Here is a 15443-nt window from a genome sequence, read left to right on the forward strand (position 1 = left end):
TGAGACGGGAAAGGCCAACGCATAGCGAGGCACGAACTACTCAGAGAGTTAAATAAAACTTCGGTTTTAAATCTTCTAAAAAGAAAGTTTAAAACAAAGTATTGACTCGAAAAATAAAGGGTGTATTATTCGCACCCCTTGAGCCGCTAAAGCGGCTCAAAACGTTCTTTAACAATATAAAGCAATCATCTGTGTGGGCACTCGTACAGATTGAGTTCTAACAGCCAAACTACTTATTCTTTATGGGTAATTATCGAGGCAAACAAATTAGAGTCTCAATTGAAAACTGAGTGACCAACAGAATAGTTATTTCGATAATTATTCGGCACAGTCAATTCAATATCGAAAGATATTAAAAAATTCAGAATTCATTGAGCTGTCGAAAGACATAAAACTTTTTAATTGAAGAGTTTGATCATGGCTCAGATTGAACGCTGGCGGCAGGCCTAACACATGCAAGTCGAGCGGTAACAGAGAGTAGCTTGCTACTTTGCTGACGAGCGGCGGACGGGTGAGTAATGCTTGGGAACATGCCTTGAGGTGGGGGACAACAGTTGGAAACGACTGCTAATACCGCATAATGTCTACGGACCAAAGGGGGCTTCGGCTCTCGCCTTTAGATTGGCCCAAGTGGGATTAGCTAGTTGGTGAGGTAATGGCTCACCAAGGCGACGATCCCTAGCTGGTTTGAGAGGATGATCAGCCACACTGGGACTGAGACACGGCCCAGACTCCTACGGGAGGCAGCAGTGGGGAATATTGCACAATGGGCGCAAGCCTGATGCAGCCATGCCGCGTGTGTGAAGAAGGCCTTCGGGTTGTAAAGCACTTTCAGTCAGGAGGAAAGGTTAACGGTTAATACCCGTTAGCTGTGACGTTACTGACAGAAGAAGCACCGGCTAACTCCGTGCCAGCAGCCGCGGTAATACGGAGGGTGCGAGCGTTAATCGGAATTACTGGGCGTAAAGCGTACGCAGGCGGTTTGTTAAGCGAGATGTGAAAGCCCCGGGCTCAACCTGGGAACTGCATTTCGAACTGGCAAACTAGAGTGTGATAGAGGGTGGTAGAATTTCAGGTGTAGCGGTGAAATGCGTAGAGATCTGAAGGAATACCGATGGCGAAGGCAGCCACCTGGGTCAACACTGACGCTCATGTACGAAAGCGTGGGGAGCAAACGGGATTAGATACCCCGGTAGTCCACGCCGTAAACGATGTCTACTAGAAGCTCGGAGCCTCGGTTCTGTTTTTCAAAGCTAACGCATTAAGTAGACCGCCTGGGGAGTACGGCCGCAAGGTTAAAACTCAAATGAATTGACGGGGGCCCGCACAAGCGGTGGAGCATGTGGTTTAATTCGATGCAACGCGAAGAACCTTACCTACACTTGACATACAGAGAACTTACCAGAGATGGTTTGGTGCCTTCGGGAACTCTGATACAGGTGCTGCATGGCTGTCGTCAGCTCGTGTTGTGAGATGTTGGGTTAAGTCCCGCAACGAGCGCAACCCCTATCCTTAGTTGCTAGCAGGTAATGCTGAGAACTCTAAGGAGACTGCCGGTGATAAACCGGAGGAAGGTGGGGACGACGTCAAGTCATCATGGCCCTTACGTGTAGGGCTACACACGTGCTACAATGGCGCATACAGAATGCTGCGAACCTGCGAAGGTAAGCGAATCACTTAAAGTGCGTCGTAGTCCGGATTGGAGTCTGCAACTCGACTCCATGAAGTCGGAATCGCTAGTAATCGCGTATCAGAATGACGCGGTGAATACGTTCCCGGGCCTTGTACACACCGCCCGTCACACCATGGGAGTGGGTTGCTCCAGAAGTAGATAGTCTAACCCTCGGGAGGACGTTTACCACGGAGTGATTCATGACTGGGGTGAAGTCGTAACAAGGTAGCCCTAGGGGAACCTGGGGCTGGATCACCTCCTTATACGATTTAGAACTTATTTGTTCGTAGTGTCCACACAGATGATTGTTATTGTAAAGAGAACAACACTTATTGTTTTGGGTCTGTAGCTCAGCTGGTTAGAGCGCACCCCTGATAAGGGTGAGGTCGGTAGTTCAAATCTACTCAGACCCACCACTTCTTGTCTAATCAAGAAGATGGTTAAAACAGTAAGTACCAGCATATGTGGGGCTATAGCTCAGCTGGGAGAGCGCCTGCCTTGCACGCAGGAGGTCAGCAGTTCGATCCTGCTTAGCTCCACCACTTTTACTTCTTAAAAATAAATATTCTTTATCGGGCCATTAACCGCCTGAGAATAGAGTGTGTTTAATTTTGAGAGGTTTTTGTATCTCTTGCTCTTTAAAAATTTGGAAAAGCTGATAATAAAATTCTGATAGATACATTGTATTTATCAAGAGTTTTCAAAAGTAAAAAAGAATGGTAGCAGTACCATTCAGTGCCATTTAATTAACGTTTTACGTTGATTGATTGGTATCTACTTTAGTATTCAATATTGACTTCTGGCGAAGTTAAACTGTCACAAAACAAAGACCCGTTTGGGTTGTATGGTTAAGTGACTAAGCGTACACGGTGGATGCCTTGGCAGTTGGAGGCGATGAAGGACGTATTAACTTGCGATAAGCCTAGTCAAGCTAGTAAAAAGCGCTTGAGACTAGGATTTCCGAATGGGGAAACCCACCTGCTTGCAGGTATCGTTAACTGAATACATAGGTTAACGAGGCGAACGCGGAGAACTGAAACATCTAAGTACCCGTAGGAAAAGAAATCAACCGAGATTCCGAAAGTAGCGGCGAGCGAAATCGGAACAGCCCTTAAGCTTATTATGTGTTAATGGAAGGCTGCTGGAAAGCGCCACGATACAGGGTGATAGTCCCGTACATGAAAAGACATTTTAAGTGAAATCGAGTAGGTCGGAGCACGTGAAACTTTGACTGAATATAGGTGGACCATCATCTAAGGCTAAATACTCCCAACTGACCGATAGTGAACCAGTACCGTGAGGGAAAGGCGAAAAGAACCCCTGTGAGGGGAGTGAAATAGAACCTGAAACCGTGTACGTACAAGCAGTAGGAGCCCACTTGTTGGGTGACTGCGTACCTTTTGTATAATGGGTCAGCGACTTATATTTTGTAGCGAGGTTAACCGAATAGGGTAGCCGTAGGGAAACCGAGTCTTAACTGGGCGATTAGTTGCAAGGTATAGACCCGAAACCCGGTGATCTAGCCATGGGCAGGTTGAAGGTTGAGTAACATCAACTGGAGGACCGAACCCACTAACGTTGAAAAGTTAGGGGATGACCTGTGGCTAGGAGTGAAAGGCTAATCAAACCGGGAGATAGCTGGTTCTCCCCGAAATCTATTTAGGTAGAGCCTCGGACGAATACTTACGGGGGTAGAGCACTGTTAAGGCTAGGGGGTCATCCCGACTTACCAACCCTTTGCAAACTCCGAATACCGTAAAGTAATATCCGGGAGACACACGGCGGGTGCTAACGTCCGTCGTGAAGAGGGAAACAACCCAGACCGCCAGCTAAGGTCCCAAAGTCATAGTTAAGTGGGAAACGATGTGGAAAGGCCCAGACAGCCAGGAGGTTGGCTTAGAAGCAGCCATCCTTTAAAGAAAGCGTAATAGCTCACTGGTCGAGTCGGTCTGCGCGGAAGATGTAACGGGGCTAAACTATGCACCGAAGCTGCGGATTCAGAATTTATTCTGAGTGGTAGGGGAGCGTTCTGTAAGCGGTTGAAGGTGTACCGGGAGGTATGCTGGACGTATCAGAAGTGCGAATGCTGACATGAGTAACGATAATGGGAGTGAAAAACTCCCACGCCGGAAGACCAAGGGTTCCTATCCCATGTTAATCAGGGTAGGGTAAGTCGACCCCTAAGGCGAGGCCGAAAGGCGTAGTCGATGGGAAACAGATTAATATTTCTGTACTCGATATAATTGCGATGGGGGGACGGAGCAGGCTAAGCAAGCATAGCGTTGGTAGTCTATGTGAAAGTGAGTAGGGCGTTTGTTTAGGTAAATCCGGACGAACACTAAACCTGAGACACGAGACGAGTCACTACGGTGATGAAGTTGCTGATGCCATACTTCCAGGAAAAGCCTCTAAGCTTCAGATTATATGGAATCGTACCCCAAACCGACACAGGTGGTCAGGTAGAGAATACTAAGGCGCTTGAGAGAACTCGGGTGAAGGAACTAGGCAAAATCGTACCGTAACTTCGGGAGAAGGTACGCTCCTATCTGTGATGAGACTTGCTCTCTAAGCGGACGGGAGCCGCAGTGACCAGGTGGCTGGGACTGTTTATTAAAAACACAGCACTGTGCAAAATCGCAAGATGACGTATACGGTGTGACACCTGCCCGGTGCCGGAAGGTTAATTGATGGGGTTATCCTTAGGGAGAAGCTCTTGATCGAAGCCCCGGTAAACGGCGGCCGTAACTATAACGGTCCTAAGGTAGCGAAATTCCTTGTCGGGTAAGTTCCGACCTGCACGAATGGTGTAACCATGGCCACGCTGTCTCCACCCGAGACTCAGTGAAATTGAAATCGCAGTGAAGATGCTGTGTACCCGCGGCTAGACGGAAAGACCCCGTGAACCTTTACTACAGCTTGGCACTGAACATTGAACCTACATGTGTAGGATAGGTGGGAGACTTTGAAGCAGCGACGCTAGTTGTTGTGGAGTCAACCTTGAAATACCACCCTTGTAGTTTTGATGTTCTAACGTTGGCCCCTGAATCGGGGTTACGGACAGTGCCTGGTGGGTAGTTTGACTGGGGCGGTCTCCTCCTAAAGAGTAACGGAGGAGCACGAAGGTTGGCTAAGTACGGTCGGACATCGTACGGTTAGTGTAATGGTAGAAGCCAGCTTAACTGCGAGACAGACACGTCGAGCAGGTACGAAAGTAGGTCATAGTGATCCGGTGGTTCTGAATGGAAGGGCCATCGCTCAACGGATAAAAGGTACTCCGGGGATAACAGGCTGATACCGCCCAAGAGTTCATATCGACGGCGGTGTTTGGCACCTCGATGTCGGCTCATCACATCCTGGGGCTGAAGTCGGTCCCAAGGGTATGGCTGTTCGCCATTTAAAGTGGTACGCGAGCTGGGTTTAGAACGTCGTGAGACAGTTCGGTCCCTATCTGCCGTGGGCGTTTGAGAATTGAGAGGGGTTGCTCCTAGTACGAGAGGACCGGAGTGAACGAACCGCTGGTGTTCGGGTTGTCATGCCAATGGCATTGCCCGGTAGCTACGTTCGGAACTGATAAGCGCTGAAAGCATCTAAGCGCGAAGCAGGCCTCGAGATGAGTTCTCACTAGACTTTTAAAGTCTCTGAAGGGCCGTTGAAGACTACAACGTTGATAGGCAAGATGTGGAAGTGGTGTGAGCCATTAAGCTAACTTGTACTAATTACCCGTGAGGCTTAACCATACAACGCCAAACGCGTTTTATGTGATAGTGAAGCAAGCGAAGAAGTTAATATGACTAAAGTAGACATTACTTAGAAAGACTTAAAAAATATTATCAGATATTTTCCAAATTCAAGAGGTGACTCTTAGCGCGTAGCGTTAAATTTTAGGCACCTTGCGCAAAGAAAATGGTAGCACTACGTGCTTGTCATTAATTCTTTGCACCATATTTGCTTGGTGACAATAGCGTTTTGGACCCACCTGATCCCATGCCGAACTCAGTAGTGAAACGAAACAGCGCCGATGATAGTGTAGCATTTGCTATGTGAAAGTAGGACATTACCAGGCTTCAAATTAAAGAAACCCGTTACAGTAATGTAACGGGTTTTTTGCTATCTGGGATTTAATAAATAGCCAAGAGTCCATGCCGAACTCAGTAGTGAAGTCAAAGCTTCGACCGATGATAGTGTAGCATTTGTTATGTGACTTTCTACCGCTGTGGGCACTAAGACATTACCAGGCTTCAAATTGTAGAGAGCCCGACTAGAAATAGTCGGGCTTTTTTACGTCTGCAGAAAAGTGAAAATAAAAGCGGTAGCCAGAGCCCATACCGAACTCAGTAGTGAAACCAAACAGCTCGAAGGCGAGCCCCACGGAAGGCCGCCCCGACACAATGATAGTGTAGCATTTGTTATGTGACTTTCTACCGCTGTGGGCACTACGACATCCTACTGCGTAGCGCACCGACCTCAAATTGTAGAGAGCCCGACTAGAAATAGTCGGGCTTTTTTACGTCTGCAGAAAAGTGAAATATGCGCAATTAACACACACTACATCAACACCCATCACGTAGGGCGAGCGAGCGAAGCGACTCCCGACGCTAGAATCACAACAAAACCCCTCAATATCTCAGTCGGCCATTATCCCAGTCCGACCTCCCAATACAGTAGCATTTGCTACGTGACTTTCTACCGCTGTGGGCACTACGACATTCTACTGGGTAGCGCACCGACTTCACATTGTAGAAAGCCCGGATCTAACGATTCGGGCTTTTTTACGTCTGCAGAAAAGTGAAAATATATTTCAATGAGGGTTATGCTTGTGCGTAGTTTGACTTATTGCCAAGCCATCTATGAATCAGAGGATCTACATGTTGAGGGTATTGTTTTAGCATTTGCTGCGCGATAGGTCTTACTTGATTAAGTGTTTGTTTGTCGCGCGTTAAGTCTGCAATTTTGAATTCTGCTAAACCAGTTTGCTTTGTGCCGAGAACTTCACCAGGGCCACGAATTTCTAAATCGCGCTCTGCTATCACAAAGCCATCGTTACTATCGCGTAGTACACCTAATCGCTTTTGAGCGGTATGAGACAGTGGTGCGTGATATAAAAGCACACAATGCGATGCCGTAGCGCCGCGGCCAACTCGCCCGCGTAACTGATGCAGCTGTGCTAAGCCTAAGCGCTCAGGGTTTTCTATAATGATTAAGCTCGCATTAGGGACATCTACACCAACTTCAATAACCGTAGTGGCAACTAAAACATGTATATTACCTGCCTTAAACTCGCTCATAATGGCTTGTTTTTCAGCTGATTTCATTCGCCCATGTACTAAGCCTACGTTTAGCTCTGGTAATGCTTCTTTTAACTGCAGTGCACTGTCTTCGGCTGCCTGGCATTGCAGGACTTCTGATTCATCAATAAGTGTACACACCCAGTAAACTTGGCGGCCTTGCTCGTTACACGCTAATTTAACGCGGGCAATAATATCGTCTCTGCGAGTATCAGGAAGTGCCACTGTTGTAATTGGCGTACGCCCTGGTGGTAGCTCATCAATTACAGAGGTTTCTAAGTCGGCATACGCTGTCATAGCGAGTGTGCGTGGGATGGGTGTTGCAGTCATGACCAGTTGATGGGGATAGCAATCACCAAACTTACCTTTTTCACGCAGTGATAAACGCTGATGAACACCAAAGCGGTGTTGTTCATCAATAACGATAAGCACTAAGTTATTAAACTTAACTTCATCTTGAAATAAAGCGTGAGTACCTACAATCATTTGCGCCTCACCAGAGGCTATTTTTTCAAGTGTTGCTACGCGCTCTTTGCCTTTTGTTTTACCGCCAAGCCAAGCAACTGTTATACCTAGTTGATTAAACCACGTTGTAAAATTAACACCATGTTGCTCTGATAAAATTTCAGTAGGAGCCATTAAAGCGACTTGAAAGCCCTGAGCAATGGCTGTTAGTGCACTAAGTGCTGCTACTAGGGTTTTACCAGAGCCTACATCGCCTTGTACTAAACGCATCATGGGATACGCGTGTTGCATGTCACCTTTAATTTCAGCAACTACGCGGCTTTGCGCATTTGTGGGTGCAAAAGGAAGTTGCTCTAAAAATTGGCTTTCTAATGTGTTTACCGGATTTAATGCCACGGCTTTAACTTGTTGCCCTTGCTCTCGTACTTTTAATAAGCTGAGGTTTTGAGCAAGTAACTCCTCAAATACAAGGCGCTGTTGAGCAGGGTGAGTACCTTGCTCTAATGCAGTTACATCAACATCATTTGGTGGGCGGTGCAGTAATAATAAGGCGTCACTTAGTGGCATATTTGATGGCTGCCACTGTGAAGGCAGTAGTTCTTCTACTGAGTATTTATTTAGTAAATCAATAGCCTGTTCGCTTAAAGCTCTAATCGATAGTTGCTTTAAACCTTCGGTAGTTGAATAAACGGGCGTTAATGTTGTCGCTACCGGCTGCTCGTTAGAGGTATCGCTGATGCTGTATTCAGGATGACTCATTTCAAAGCCAACACGGCCACGGCGCACTTCACCAAAGCAACGTATTATTTTACCAGCACTAAATGCGTTTTTTTGTGCGGCGGTAAAATTAAAAAACCGTAATGTTAGCCTCCCAGTACCATCATTGATTTGGCAAACAAGCATGCGCCTTTTACCAAACGTGATTTGGCTTGTTTCAATTGTTGCTTCCACACTTACATGACTATGAAGTAGCAGCTCATTAATTGCGTATAAGCGAGTGCGATCTTCGTAGCGAAGTGGTAAATGAAAGAGCATATCTTGTACAGTTAAAATACCTAGCTTCAACAAGCGCTCGGCCATTTTTGGACCAACCCCTTTAAGTTCTGTTATTGGGTATTGGCTTAAGCTAGGTTTAGACAAAGTAGGCTCAACTTTTATTATTTAATGTAGATTAAGTGTACTTACAGAGTGTAAGTGCATCAAGTATGTTTTAAAGCTTGCCAAAATTGCTCATCAGCGACTATTTCGCCGTTTTCATCAAGTGCAGGGTAAGGTAATTTTTTTTGTTTACACTGCCTTGCAATAATAGGGTGGCAACCTTCGAAATAAAGCGGGTGCTTAACTTCAGCGCTGAGCATATCTCTATTGTATAAACCTGCAAGTTCACGCTGGCGCTGTGCTTCAAACAATATTAGCGCAGCAGCAACTGAAACATTTAGCGATTGCACCATGCCTTGCATTGGAATAATAATATTTTGATCAGCATATTCTAGGGCTTTTTCTGAGATCCCTGTTTTTTCTTGTCCAACAATAATAGCCGTTGGCTTGGTGTAATCTACTTCTCTAAAATCAACGGCATCTTCTGATAGGTGAGTCGCGAGTATTTGTATTTCTGGATTGCGTTCACGCATTGCAGTAACGGCATCATCAATATTTCTATGTAAGTGCGTCTCTAGCCAGTTTTTACTGCCACCTGAGGTATTATTTGTTAGCCATTTTTGCTTTTCAGGCCATACAGCATGTACGTGATGGCAACCAACCGCATCAGCACTTCGTACTATTGCAGATAAGTTATGGTGTTTGTGCACGTCTTCTAAACACACGGTTAGGTCTGTTTGACGGCGCGAAAGTACGTCTTCGATTCTTTGATAGCGAGTTTGCTGCATGGTTATCCTCTTTTTCGGCAATTATACGAGATTTTTGCAGTTAAGGCATTACCGTACGGCTAATTGGATTTTGTAGAGAAATAAGTGTTTCTGTTGATTGAATGGCTTCTATTGCCTGTATTTTATTAATCAGCACATCTTGTAAGTGATCAATGGACTTTGTCATTACCTTTATAAATATACTGTAGTTACCTGTTGTGTAATAAGCCTCTACCACTTCCTCTAATGCTTCTAGCTTTATAAGCGTTTGCGGGTAATCACGTGCGTTATTTAAATTAATGCCTATAAAGCAGCACACATCGTAGCCCAGCTGTTTAGTATTAATCGTTAATTGGGTGCCTATAATGATCCCTGCTTGCTTCATTTTTTCAATTCTTACGTGAATTGTCCCTGCGCTTACATTAAATCTTTTTGCTAATTCGGCATACGCAGTACGGGCATTTGCCATTAACGCATGAAGTATCTGTTTATCGAGATTATCGATTAAATAATTTTCCATTATATATTTGTCATAAAATTATCGAATATATGGTTTTTATACCACTTAATTAATGCTTTTTATATATTGAAGCTATTTTTGTTATGGGATATTGAATTAATCCTTTAAATCGTTACATTAACTTCATTGAAGGCGCTCATTAGAGCGTTTTTTATCAATTAAGCAAGTAACAATAACTGGGAATGAGGCCAATTATTATGAGTTCACACTATGTCCAGCAACAGCAGCAAATAAGTAAAGTTAAGCAATTTTTTCACAGCAACTAGAAACCCAACTAGGGCTGGTTGAGGTTCAAGCCCCTATTTTGGCTAAGGTTGGCGACGGCACGCAAGATAACTTAAGCGGCCATGAAAACGCAGTTGCTGTAAATGTGAAAGCGATTACAGATAGCCGCTACGAAGTGGTGCATTCACTGGCTAAGTGGAAACGTAAAACACTGGCAACTTATGGCTTTGGTGTTGGTGAGGGTATTTACACTCAAATGAAAGCTTTGCGCCCAGATGAAGATTCATTAAGTCCTATTCATTCTGTATATGTTGATCAGTGGGATTGGGAAAAAGTAATTAACAAAACGACAGAGCGTTCGCTGGCAACACTAAAGCAAACTGTTCAATCTATTTATAAAGGGATAAAAGAGACGGAAGCTTTTGTAAGTGAGTCTTATGGTTTGACGCCTTTTTTACCGGACGACATTAAGTTTGTACACAGTGAAGAGCTACGTAAAATGTATCCTGACTTTAGCGCTAAGCAACGCGAAAAAGCCATTGCACAAGAATATGGTGCTGTATTTTTAATTGGTATTGGTGGCGCGCTTGGTGATGGCAAAATTCACGATGTAAGAGCCCCAGATTACGATGATTGGTCTACGCCAACATGCGATCAATACATGGGTTTAAATGGTGATATTTTAGTATGGAATCCAGTACTTGAAGATGTATTTGAAATTTCATCAATGGGTATACGTGTAAGCCCTGAGGTTTTAAAAGCGCAGTTAAGTACAACTGGAGATGAAGACCGCTTAGAGTTTGATTGGCATAAAGCGCTACTACAAAGTAAATTTCCGCAAACAATTGGCGGTGGAATAGGGCAGTCGCGCTTGGCTATGTTACTACTGCAAAAGCAACATATTGGACAAGTACAGGTTAGTGTGTGGCCAAATAAAACTTACGATACAGTAAGTGATTTACTTTAGGGTATATGAGGAGCTATTGATTTGAGTGCCTGTATTTGCACTCATTTCTAGTGTGTTTTAAACTCGATTTCTACTTTATTATTCAACAACTTTACATTGCATGGTGGGTAATTACGGATTGTTTTGAGTACTTTATTAAAAATATGAATTTCTACTCCAGAATGCAAAACAGTGTTAACAGCAAGGTTTGCATCACTAAGCAAATCATGTAACTCATGATCTAAGCTCGAAAGGCGTTTTTCTAATTGTTCAGCCTGTTGGCAATAATGCAGTTGTGTAGCGCCAATTTTGGCTATTAGCTGATTCTTTTTATCAATATCTTTAACTAAATCAGCTTTTTCGAGAGCAGCTTGAAGAGTATCTAATTGTTGATCTGTATTTGCTAAATCTTTAAAGCAATTGTCTGTGTCAGCAGTTATTTCAGCGCCTGAAGCTGCTAAATTTATTGCCATTTTTGCGCCTGATTCGTTTCCTATTTCACCAGCAATGAGCGTTGTAGCATCCAGTATTTCACCACCAAAAATTTTACCTTTAGGTAAGTCTGTTTGACCAACTTGTAGTAATTTTTTCGCTTTCATAACGCAGTGGCTAGTTTGGCGATCAATAAATATGTTAGCTGCTTCTATATAACAATACTGTGAATGAGAAACATGGACATCTCCAGCACAAACTAATTTGCAGGATAACGATTTATCCTCAGGCTTTTGATGGCCAATTACACCTTGCTTCACAGTGATATTACCGCCAGCAGTAAGCTCCCCTGATTCGACAGTACCTAAGATAGTAATATCGCCTTTTGCGTTTATTTTCATACCAGGATCGATGTTTCGTGTAACAATCACACTGCCTTCAAAGTCGATATGGCCACTTTTCACATTTACATCAGATATTGTAAAAATATCATCTACACGCATTCCGTTATTAATTTCTACAGGAACGCCGGCAATAGTAGAGACTAATTCCATAGGGTTTAATTTTGATATTTCAGTGCCTTCACCTGCGACCAGTTGTTTATTTTCACCAGGTTTAGCGGTAAGTATATCACCGACTACTGTGAAGCCCTCTTTACCAGGGGTTGCGGGGTGCTGTCGAATAAGTACTGTACCAGGTTCTACACTTGCGAGTTTTCCAAAGTCACGCATATCAACGCTGCCATCTTCTTTTAATTTTGGCGCGTTTAAACGATCTTTTAGGGTTTCTACCACTGTTACTAATTTTGTCGCTAATCCATCACTTGGAAGCCGCCCTTTGGCGAGAGTACCTTTAACGATTGTCCCAGGTGATAGCTCGGCTTGTTTTTCTAGTAATTGTTCTAAAAATACTTGCTTGTAGCCACGAACTATTCCAGCTTTAACAAGGTATTTTTTCGCATCATCTAGGCTTAGCTGCTTACCGCCCTGAGCGAGAGTGAGCTCGCCTATAGCTAGCATTTTATCATCGCTAATTTCTATCTTGATTGCGGCATCGTACTTAGTTGCAACAACTAAAACTGACTCAGTATTTTTATTTTTGAAGAAGTTGTTTATGGCTTCATGATCGATTTTACAGTCACAAAAAGTCGACATTTCGAGAGCTTCAATCACGAACGCAGCACTCGGCGGAGCGTGCTTACTTACATCAAGTAAAATATTTCCATTATGAGCAAGCTTAAACACTAGTTAATCCTTCTCTACTACTTAAGTTAAGTTTGAGTATATTACATAATAACAGATTGCTAGAAATTTACTTTTGAGTCAAGAAAACAAAACGAGGTTATGGAGAAATAGAGCTATAGCTGGGACCATAGCTCGTAGGTAATACTAATTAGTTGAAGGTAGTTCCATTATTCCATCTATCTCAACTTGCACACCTTTTGGCAGCGCACGCACACCAATTGCGGCACGAGCAGGGTATGGTTGTTTGAAGTATTGGCTCATTACTTCGTTAACAATAGCAAAGTTAGATAAATCAGTAAGGTAAATATTCACCTTAACTAGGTCGTGTATCTGACCCCCAGCTTCTTCACATACAGCAGCAATGTTTTTAAATACTTGATGTGTTTGTTCGCCAAAGTCTTCCGAAATAACTTCCATAGTCTCAGGCACTAATGGTATTTGACCCGATAAGTAGACAGCCGTTCCTACTTTAACGGCTTGGCTATATGTGCCTATTGCTGCAGGCGCTTTGTCGGTAGAAATAAATGCTTTATTCATGTGTTTCCTATTTTATTTTTTACGATAGACTTTTTGTACATCAGGCATAACGCGAATGCGTCGCATAATGTTAGCAACGTGGATACGGTTTTTAACGGTAACCCCTAAATCTATCACGTATAAATTACTTTCTTTTTCATCAGTGGCTATTTCCACAATATTGGCTTGGGTAGTCGCAACAACATTGGTTAACTTTGCAAGCGCCCCTTGATGATTAATAATCTCGACTCTAAGGGCTGCGATATATTCTTTCTCTGGATTATCGTCCCACTTTACAACTAAGTATTTAGAGCGCTCACTTTCCCAGCCGCGAATATTTTTACATTCCTGGCGATGAACAGTTAATCCTTTGCCTTGGCTTATATGTGCAGTTATTGCATCCCCAGGTACAGGGCGGCAACACTTAGAGTAATTAACTAACATACCTTCGGTGCCAATAATGGTTGCTTTGACTTGGTTGGTAATGTCTGTTAAATCATCGTTTTCGTTTTGTAATAAGCGTTTAGCAATTAACATGCTCATCAGATTACCAGAGCCTATTGCTACTAGTAACTCAAGTAGTGTAGAAAGTTCATGTTCTTCAAGTACTCGCGCTATATTCTCATCAGGAATACTGTCGAACTTATTTTCACCAAGTGCGGAGTCGAGTAAACGCCTGCCCAATAACAGCGCTTCCTCGTGATGCTGACTCTTAAGGTAGTTACGAATGCCTAACCGTGCTTTACCGGTAACAATAAAGTTTAGCCAAGTTGCATTTGGGTGAGCCCCAGAGCTAGTAATTACTTCTACTGTTTGGCCGGTATCAAGCGCTTTACTCAAAGGGTAAGGTTTGCGATTTACTCTTGCCCCTACGCACGTATTTCCAACGTCAGTATGTACAGCGTATGCAAAATCAACAGCTGTTGCGCCCATTGGTAATTCAACGATTCGGCCATCTGGCGTAAATACGTAAATTTCTTCAGGGAATAGCTCAGTTTTTACATTTTCTATAAATTCAAATGATGAGCCAGCACTTTGCTGAAGCTCTAATAAACTTTGCATCCATTGGCGAGCACGTTGTTGTGACGTATTGCCCGCGCCATCACCTGATTTTTTATACATCCAGTGTGCGGCCACGCCTTTGTCTGCCATATGATCCATGTCGTGAGTACGAATTTGAATCTCAACAGGTATGCCGTGTGGGCCAACTAAAGAAGTATGAAGTGACTGATAGCCATTGGTTTTAGGCACTGCAATATAGTCTTTAAAGCGCGTTTCAATAGGCTTATAAAGGCTGTGAGCAACACCTAATACGCGATAACACGTATCCATAGAGTCAACCGCAATTCTAAACGCGTAAATATCCATGACTTCGTTAAATAACAGTTCTTTATTAAGCATTTTTTTATAAATACTATAAAGGTGCTTTTCGCGGCCCGATACCGTCGCTTTTATGCCTGACTCTTCAAGGCGCGCTTCAATTTCGTTTTGAATATTTGAAATAACTTCTTTTCGATTACCACGTGCTTTTGCAACTTCAGATTTAAGTGCACGATGGCGCATAGGATATAGAGCTTGAAAACCTAAATCTTCAAGCTCATTTTTAATGTCGTGAATACCTAAACGGTTTGCTATCGGCGCGTATATTTCTAGTGTTTCGCGTGCTATACGGCGGCGTTTATCGGGGCGAAGAGCACCCAATGTGCGCATATTATGCGTTCTATCAGCAAGCTTGATTAAAATAACTCGTATGTCTTGAGTCATAGCCATAATCATTTTACGGTAGTTTTCGGCTTGGAATTCTTTTTTATCTTTAAAGCTGAGCTTATCGAGCTTACTTACACCTTCAACCAATTCAGCAACCGTTTCACCAAAAATTTCAGCTAAATCTTGTTGGCTAAAATCAGTATCTTCAATTACATCGTGCATTAACGCGGCCATGAGCGTTTCATGGTCAAGATGCATGCCGGCAAGAATTTGAGTTACTTCAACAGGGTGAGTAATATAAGGTTCGCCACTTGAGCGAGTTTGTCCTTCGTGGGCCTCTCGGGCTACCACGTAAGATTTTTGTACCAGCTCTACATCTGCAGCAGGCAAGTATTCAGAAATTTTCTTTTTAAGACCTTCAAAAAGATACATTTACACTCCAATGTTCTAGGGCCCGTTGACCTTTCAGGATTAAAATTTGTTCAATCTAGGGGCGATTTAATCGCGGCGCGAGGTTTTTAGCCTAGCGGGCTAAGTAAAAACCGAGCAACAAAGAGTAAATTGCC

General features: G+C 43.6%; 6 protein-coding genes, 2 tRNA genes, 3 rRNA genes and 1 pseudogene. 6 read left to right on the forward strand and 6 right to left on the reverse strand.

Going from position 1 to position 15443, the window contains the following annotated elements:
- Positions 1–399: 399 nt before the first annotated feature.
- The 5 genes from P4S65_RS05870 to rrf all read left to right on the forward strand — a co-directional run bounded on the left by P4S65_RS05870 (position 400) and on the right by rrf (position 5735).
- Positions 400–1935 (forward strand): 16S ribosomal RNA (locus P4S65_RS05870).
- A 76-nt stretch (positions 1936–2011) separates the two neighbouring features.
- Positions 2012–2088 (forward strand) — tRNA-Ile (locus P4S65_RS05875).
- A 50-nt stretch (positions 2089–2138) separates the two neighbouring features.
- Positions 2139–2214, forward strand: a tRNA-Ala gene (locus tag P4S65_RS05880).
- A gap of 304 nt (positions 2215–2518) precedes the next feature.
- Positions 2519–5409 (forward strand): 23S ribosomal RNA (locus tag P4S65_RS05885).
- Positions 5410–5620: 211 nt separating this feature from the next.
- A 5S ribosomal RNA gene (rrf, locus tag P4S65_RS05890) occupies positions 5621–5735 on the forward strand.
- The 16S, 23S and 5S rRNA genes sit together here with 2 tRNA genes alongside, the layout of an rRNA operon.
- Positions 5736–6480: 745 nt before the next feature.
- On the opposite strand, the gene recG is transcribed toward rrf, so the two are convergent.
- From recG to asnC, 3 genes are read right to left on the reverse strand one after another with little or no spacing between them, the layout of a single operon-like run.
- Positions 6481–8562, reverse strand: coding sequence for an ATP-dependent DNA helicase RecG (recG, locus tag P4S65_RS05895; protein ID WP_033041124.1), 2082 nt, complete (start codon positions 8560–8562; stop codon positions 6481–6483).
- Positions 8563–8621: 59 nt separating this feature from the next.
- Positions 8622–9308: a tRNA (guanosine(18)-2'-O)-methyltransferase TrmH gene (gene trmH / locus P4S65_RS05900; protein ID WP_007580009.1), complete on the reverse strand. Its 687-nt coding sequence runs from the start codon at positions 9306–9308 to the stop codon at positions 8622–8624.
- A gap of 40 nt (positions 9309–9348) precedes the next feature.
- Positions 9349–9807 carry a transcriptional regulator AsnC gene (asnC, locus tag P4S65_RS05905; protein WP_007378830.1) on the reverse strand — a complete coding sequence of 153 codons (459 nt, stop codon included), beginning with the start codon at positions 9805–9807 and terminating at the stop codon, positions 9349–9351.
- A 197-nt stretch (positions 9808–10004) separates the two neighbouring features.
- Here asnC and asnA point away from each other — a divergent pair.
- Positions 10005–10999 (forward strand): annotated as a pseudogene (asnA, locus tag P4S65_RS05910) (aspartate--ammonia ligase).
- 47 nt (positions 11000–11046) lie between these two features.
- Here asnA and P4S65_RS05915 read toward each other — a convergent pair.
- The 3 genes from P4S65_RS05915 to spoT form a co-directional block, all read right to left on the reverse strand.
- Positions 11047–12654, reverse strand: a complete 1608-nt coding sequence (locus tag P4S65_RS05915; protein ID WP_337119742.1) for a DUF342 domain-containing protein — start codon at positions 12652–12654, stop codon at positions 11047–11049.
- Positions 12655–12798: 144 nt separating this feature from the next.
- Positions 12799–13191: a RidA family protein gene (locus P4S65_RS05920; RefSeq protein WP_007378833.1), complete on the reverse strand. Its 393-nt coding sequence runs from the start codon at positions 13189–13191 to the stop codon at positions 12799–12801.
- 12 nt (positions 13192–13203) lie between these two features.
- Positions 13204–15309, reverse strand: coding sequence for a bifunctional GTP diphosphokinase/guanosine-3',5'-bis pyrophosphate 3'-pyrophosphohydrolase (gene spoT, locus P4S65_RS05925; protein WP_008139659.1), 2106 nt, complete (start codon positions 15307–15309; stop codon positions 13204–13206).
- Positions 15310–15443: the final 134 nt, after the last annotated feature.

Origin of the sequence: Pseudoalteromonas sp. B131b (assembly GCF_037162545.1) — a bacterium.
Lineage (GTDB): Bacteria > Pseudomonadota > Gammaproteobacteria > Enterobacterales > Alteromonadaceae > Pseudoalteromonas > Pseudoalteromonas fuliginea.

Coding starts and splice junctions, on each gene's coding strand:
- P4S65_RS05920 (WP_007378833.1), bottom strand. CDS start 13,191: ATGAATAAAGCATTTATTTCTACCGACAAAGCGCCTGCAGCAATAGGC.
- asnC (WP_007378830.1), bottom strand. CDS start 9,807: ATGGAAAATTATTTAATCGATAATCTCGATAAACAGATACTTCATGCG.
- spoT (WP_008139659.1), bottom strand. CDS start 15,309: ATGTATCTTTTTGAAGGTCTTAAAAAGAAAATTTCTGAATACTTGCCT.
- trmH (WP_007580009.1), bottom strand. CDS start 9,308: ATGCAGCAAACTCGCTATCAAAGAATCGAAGACGTACTTTCGCGCCGT.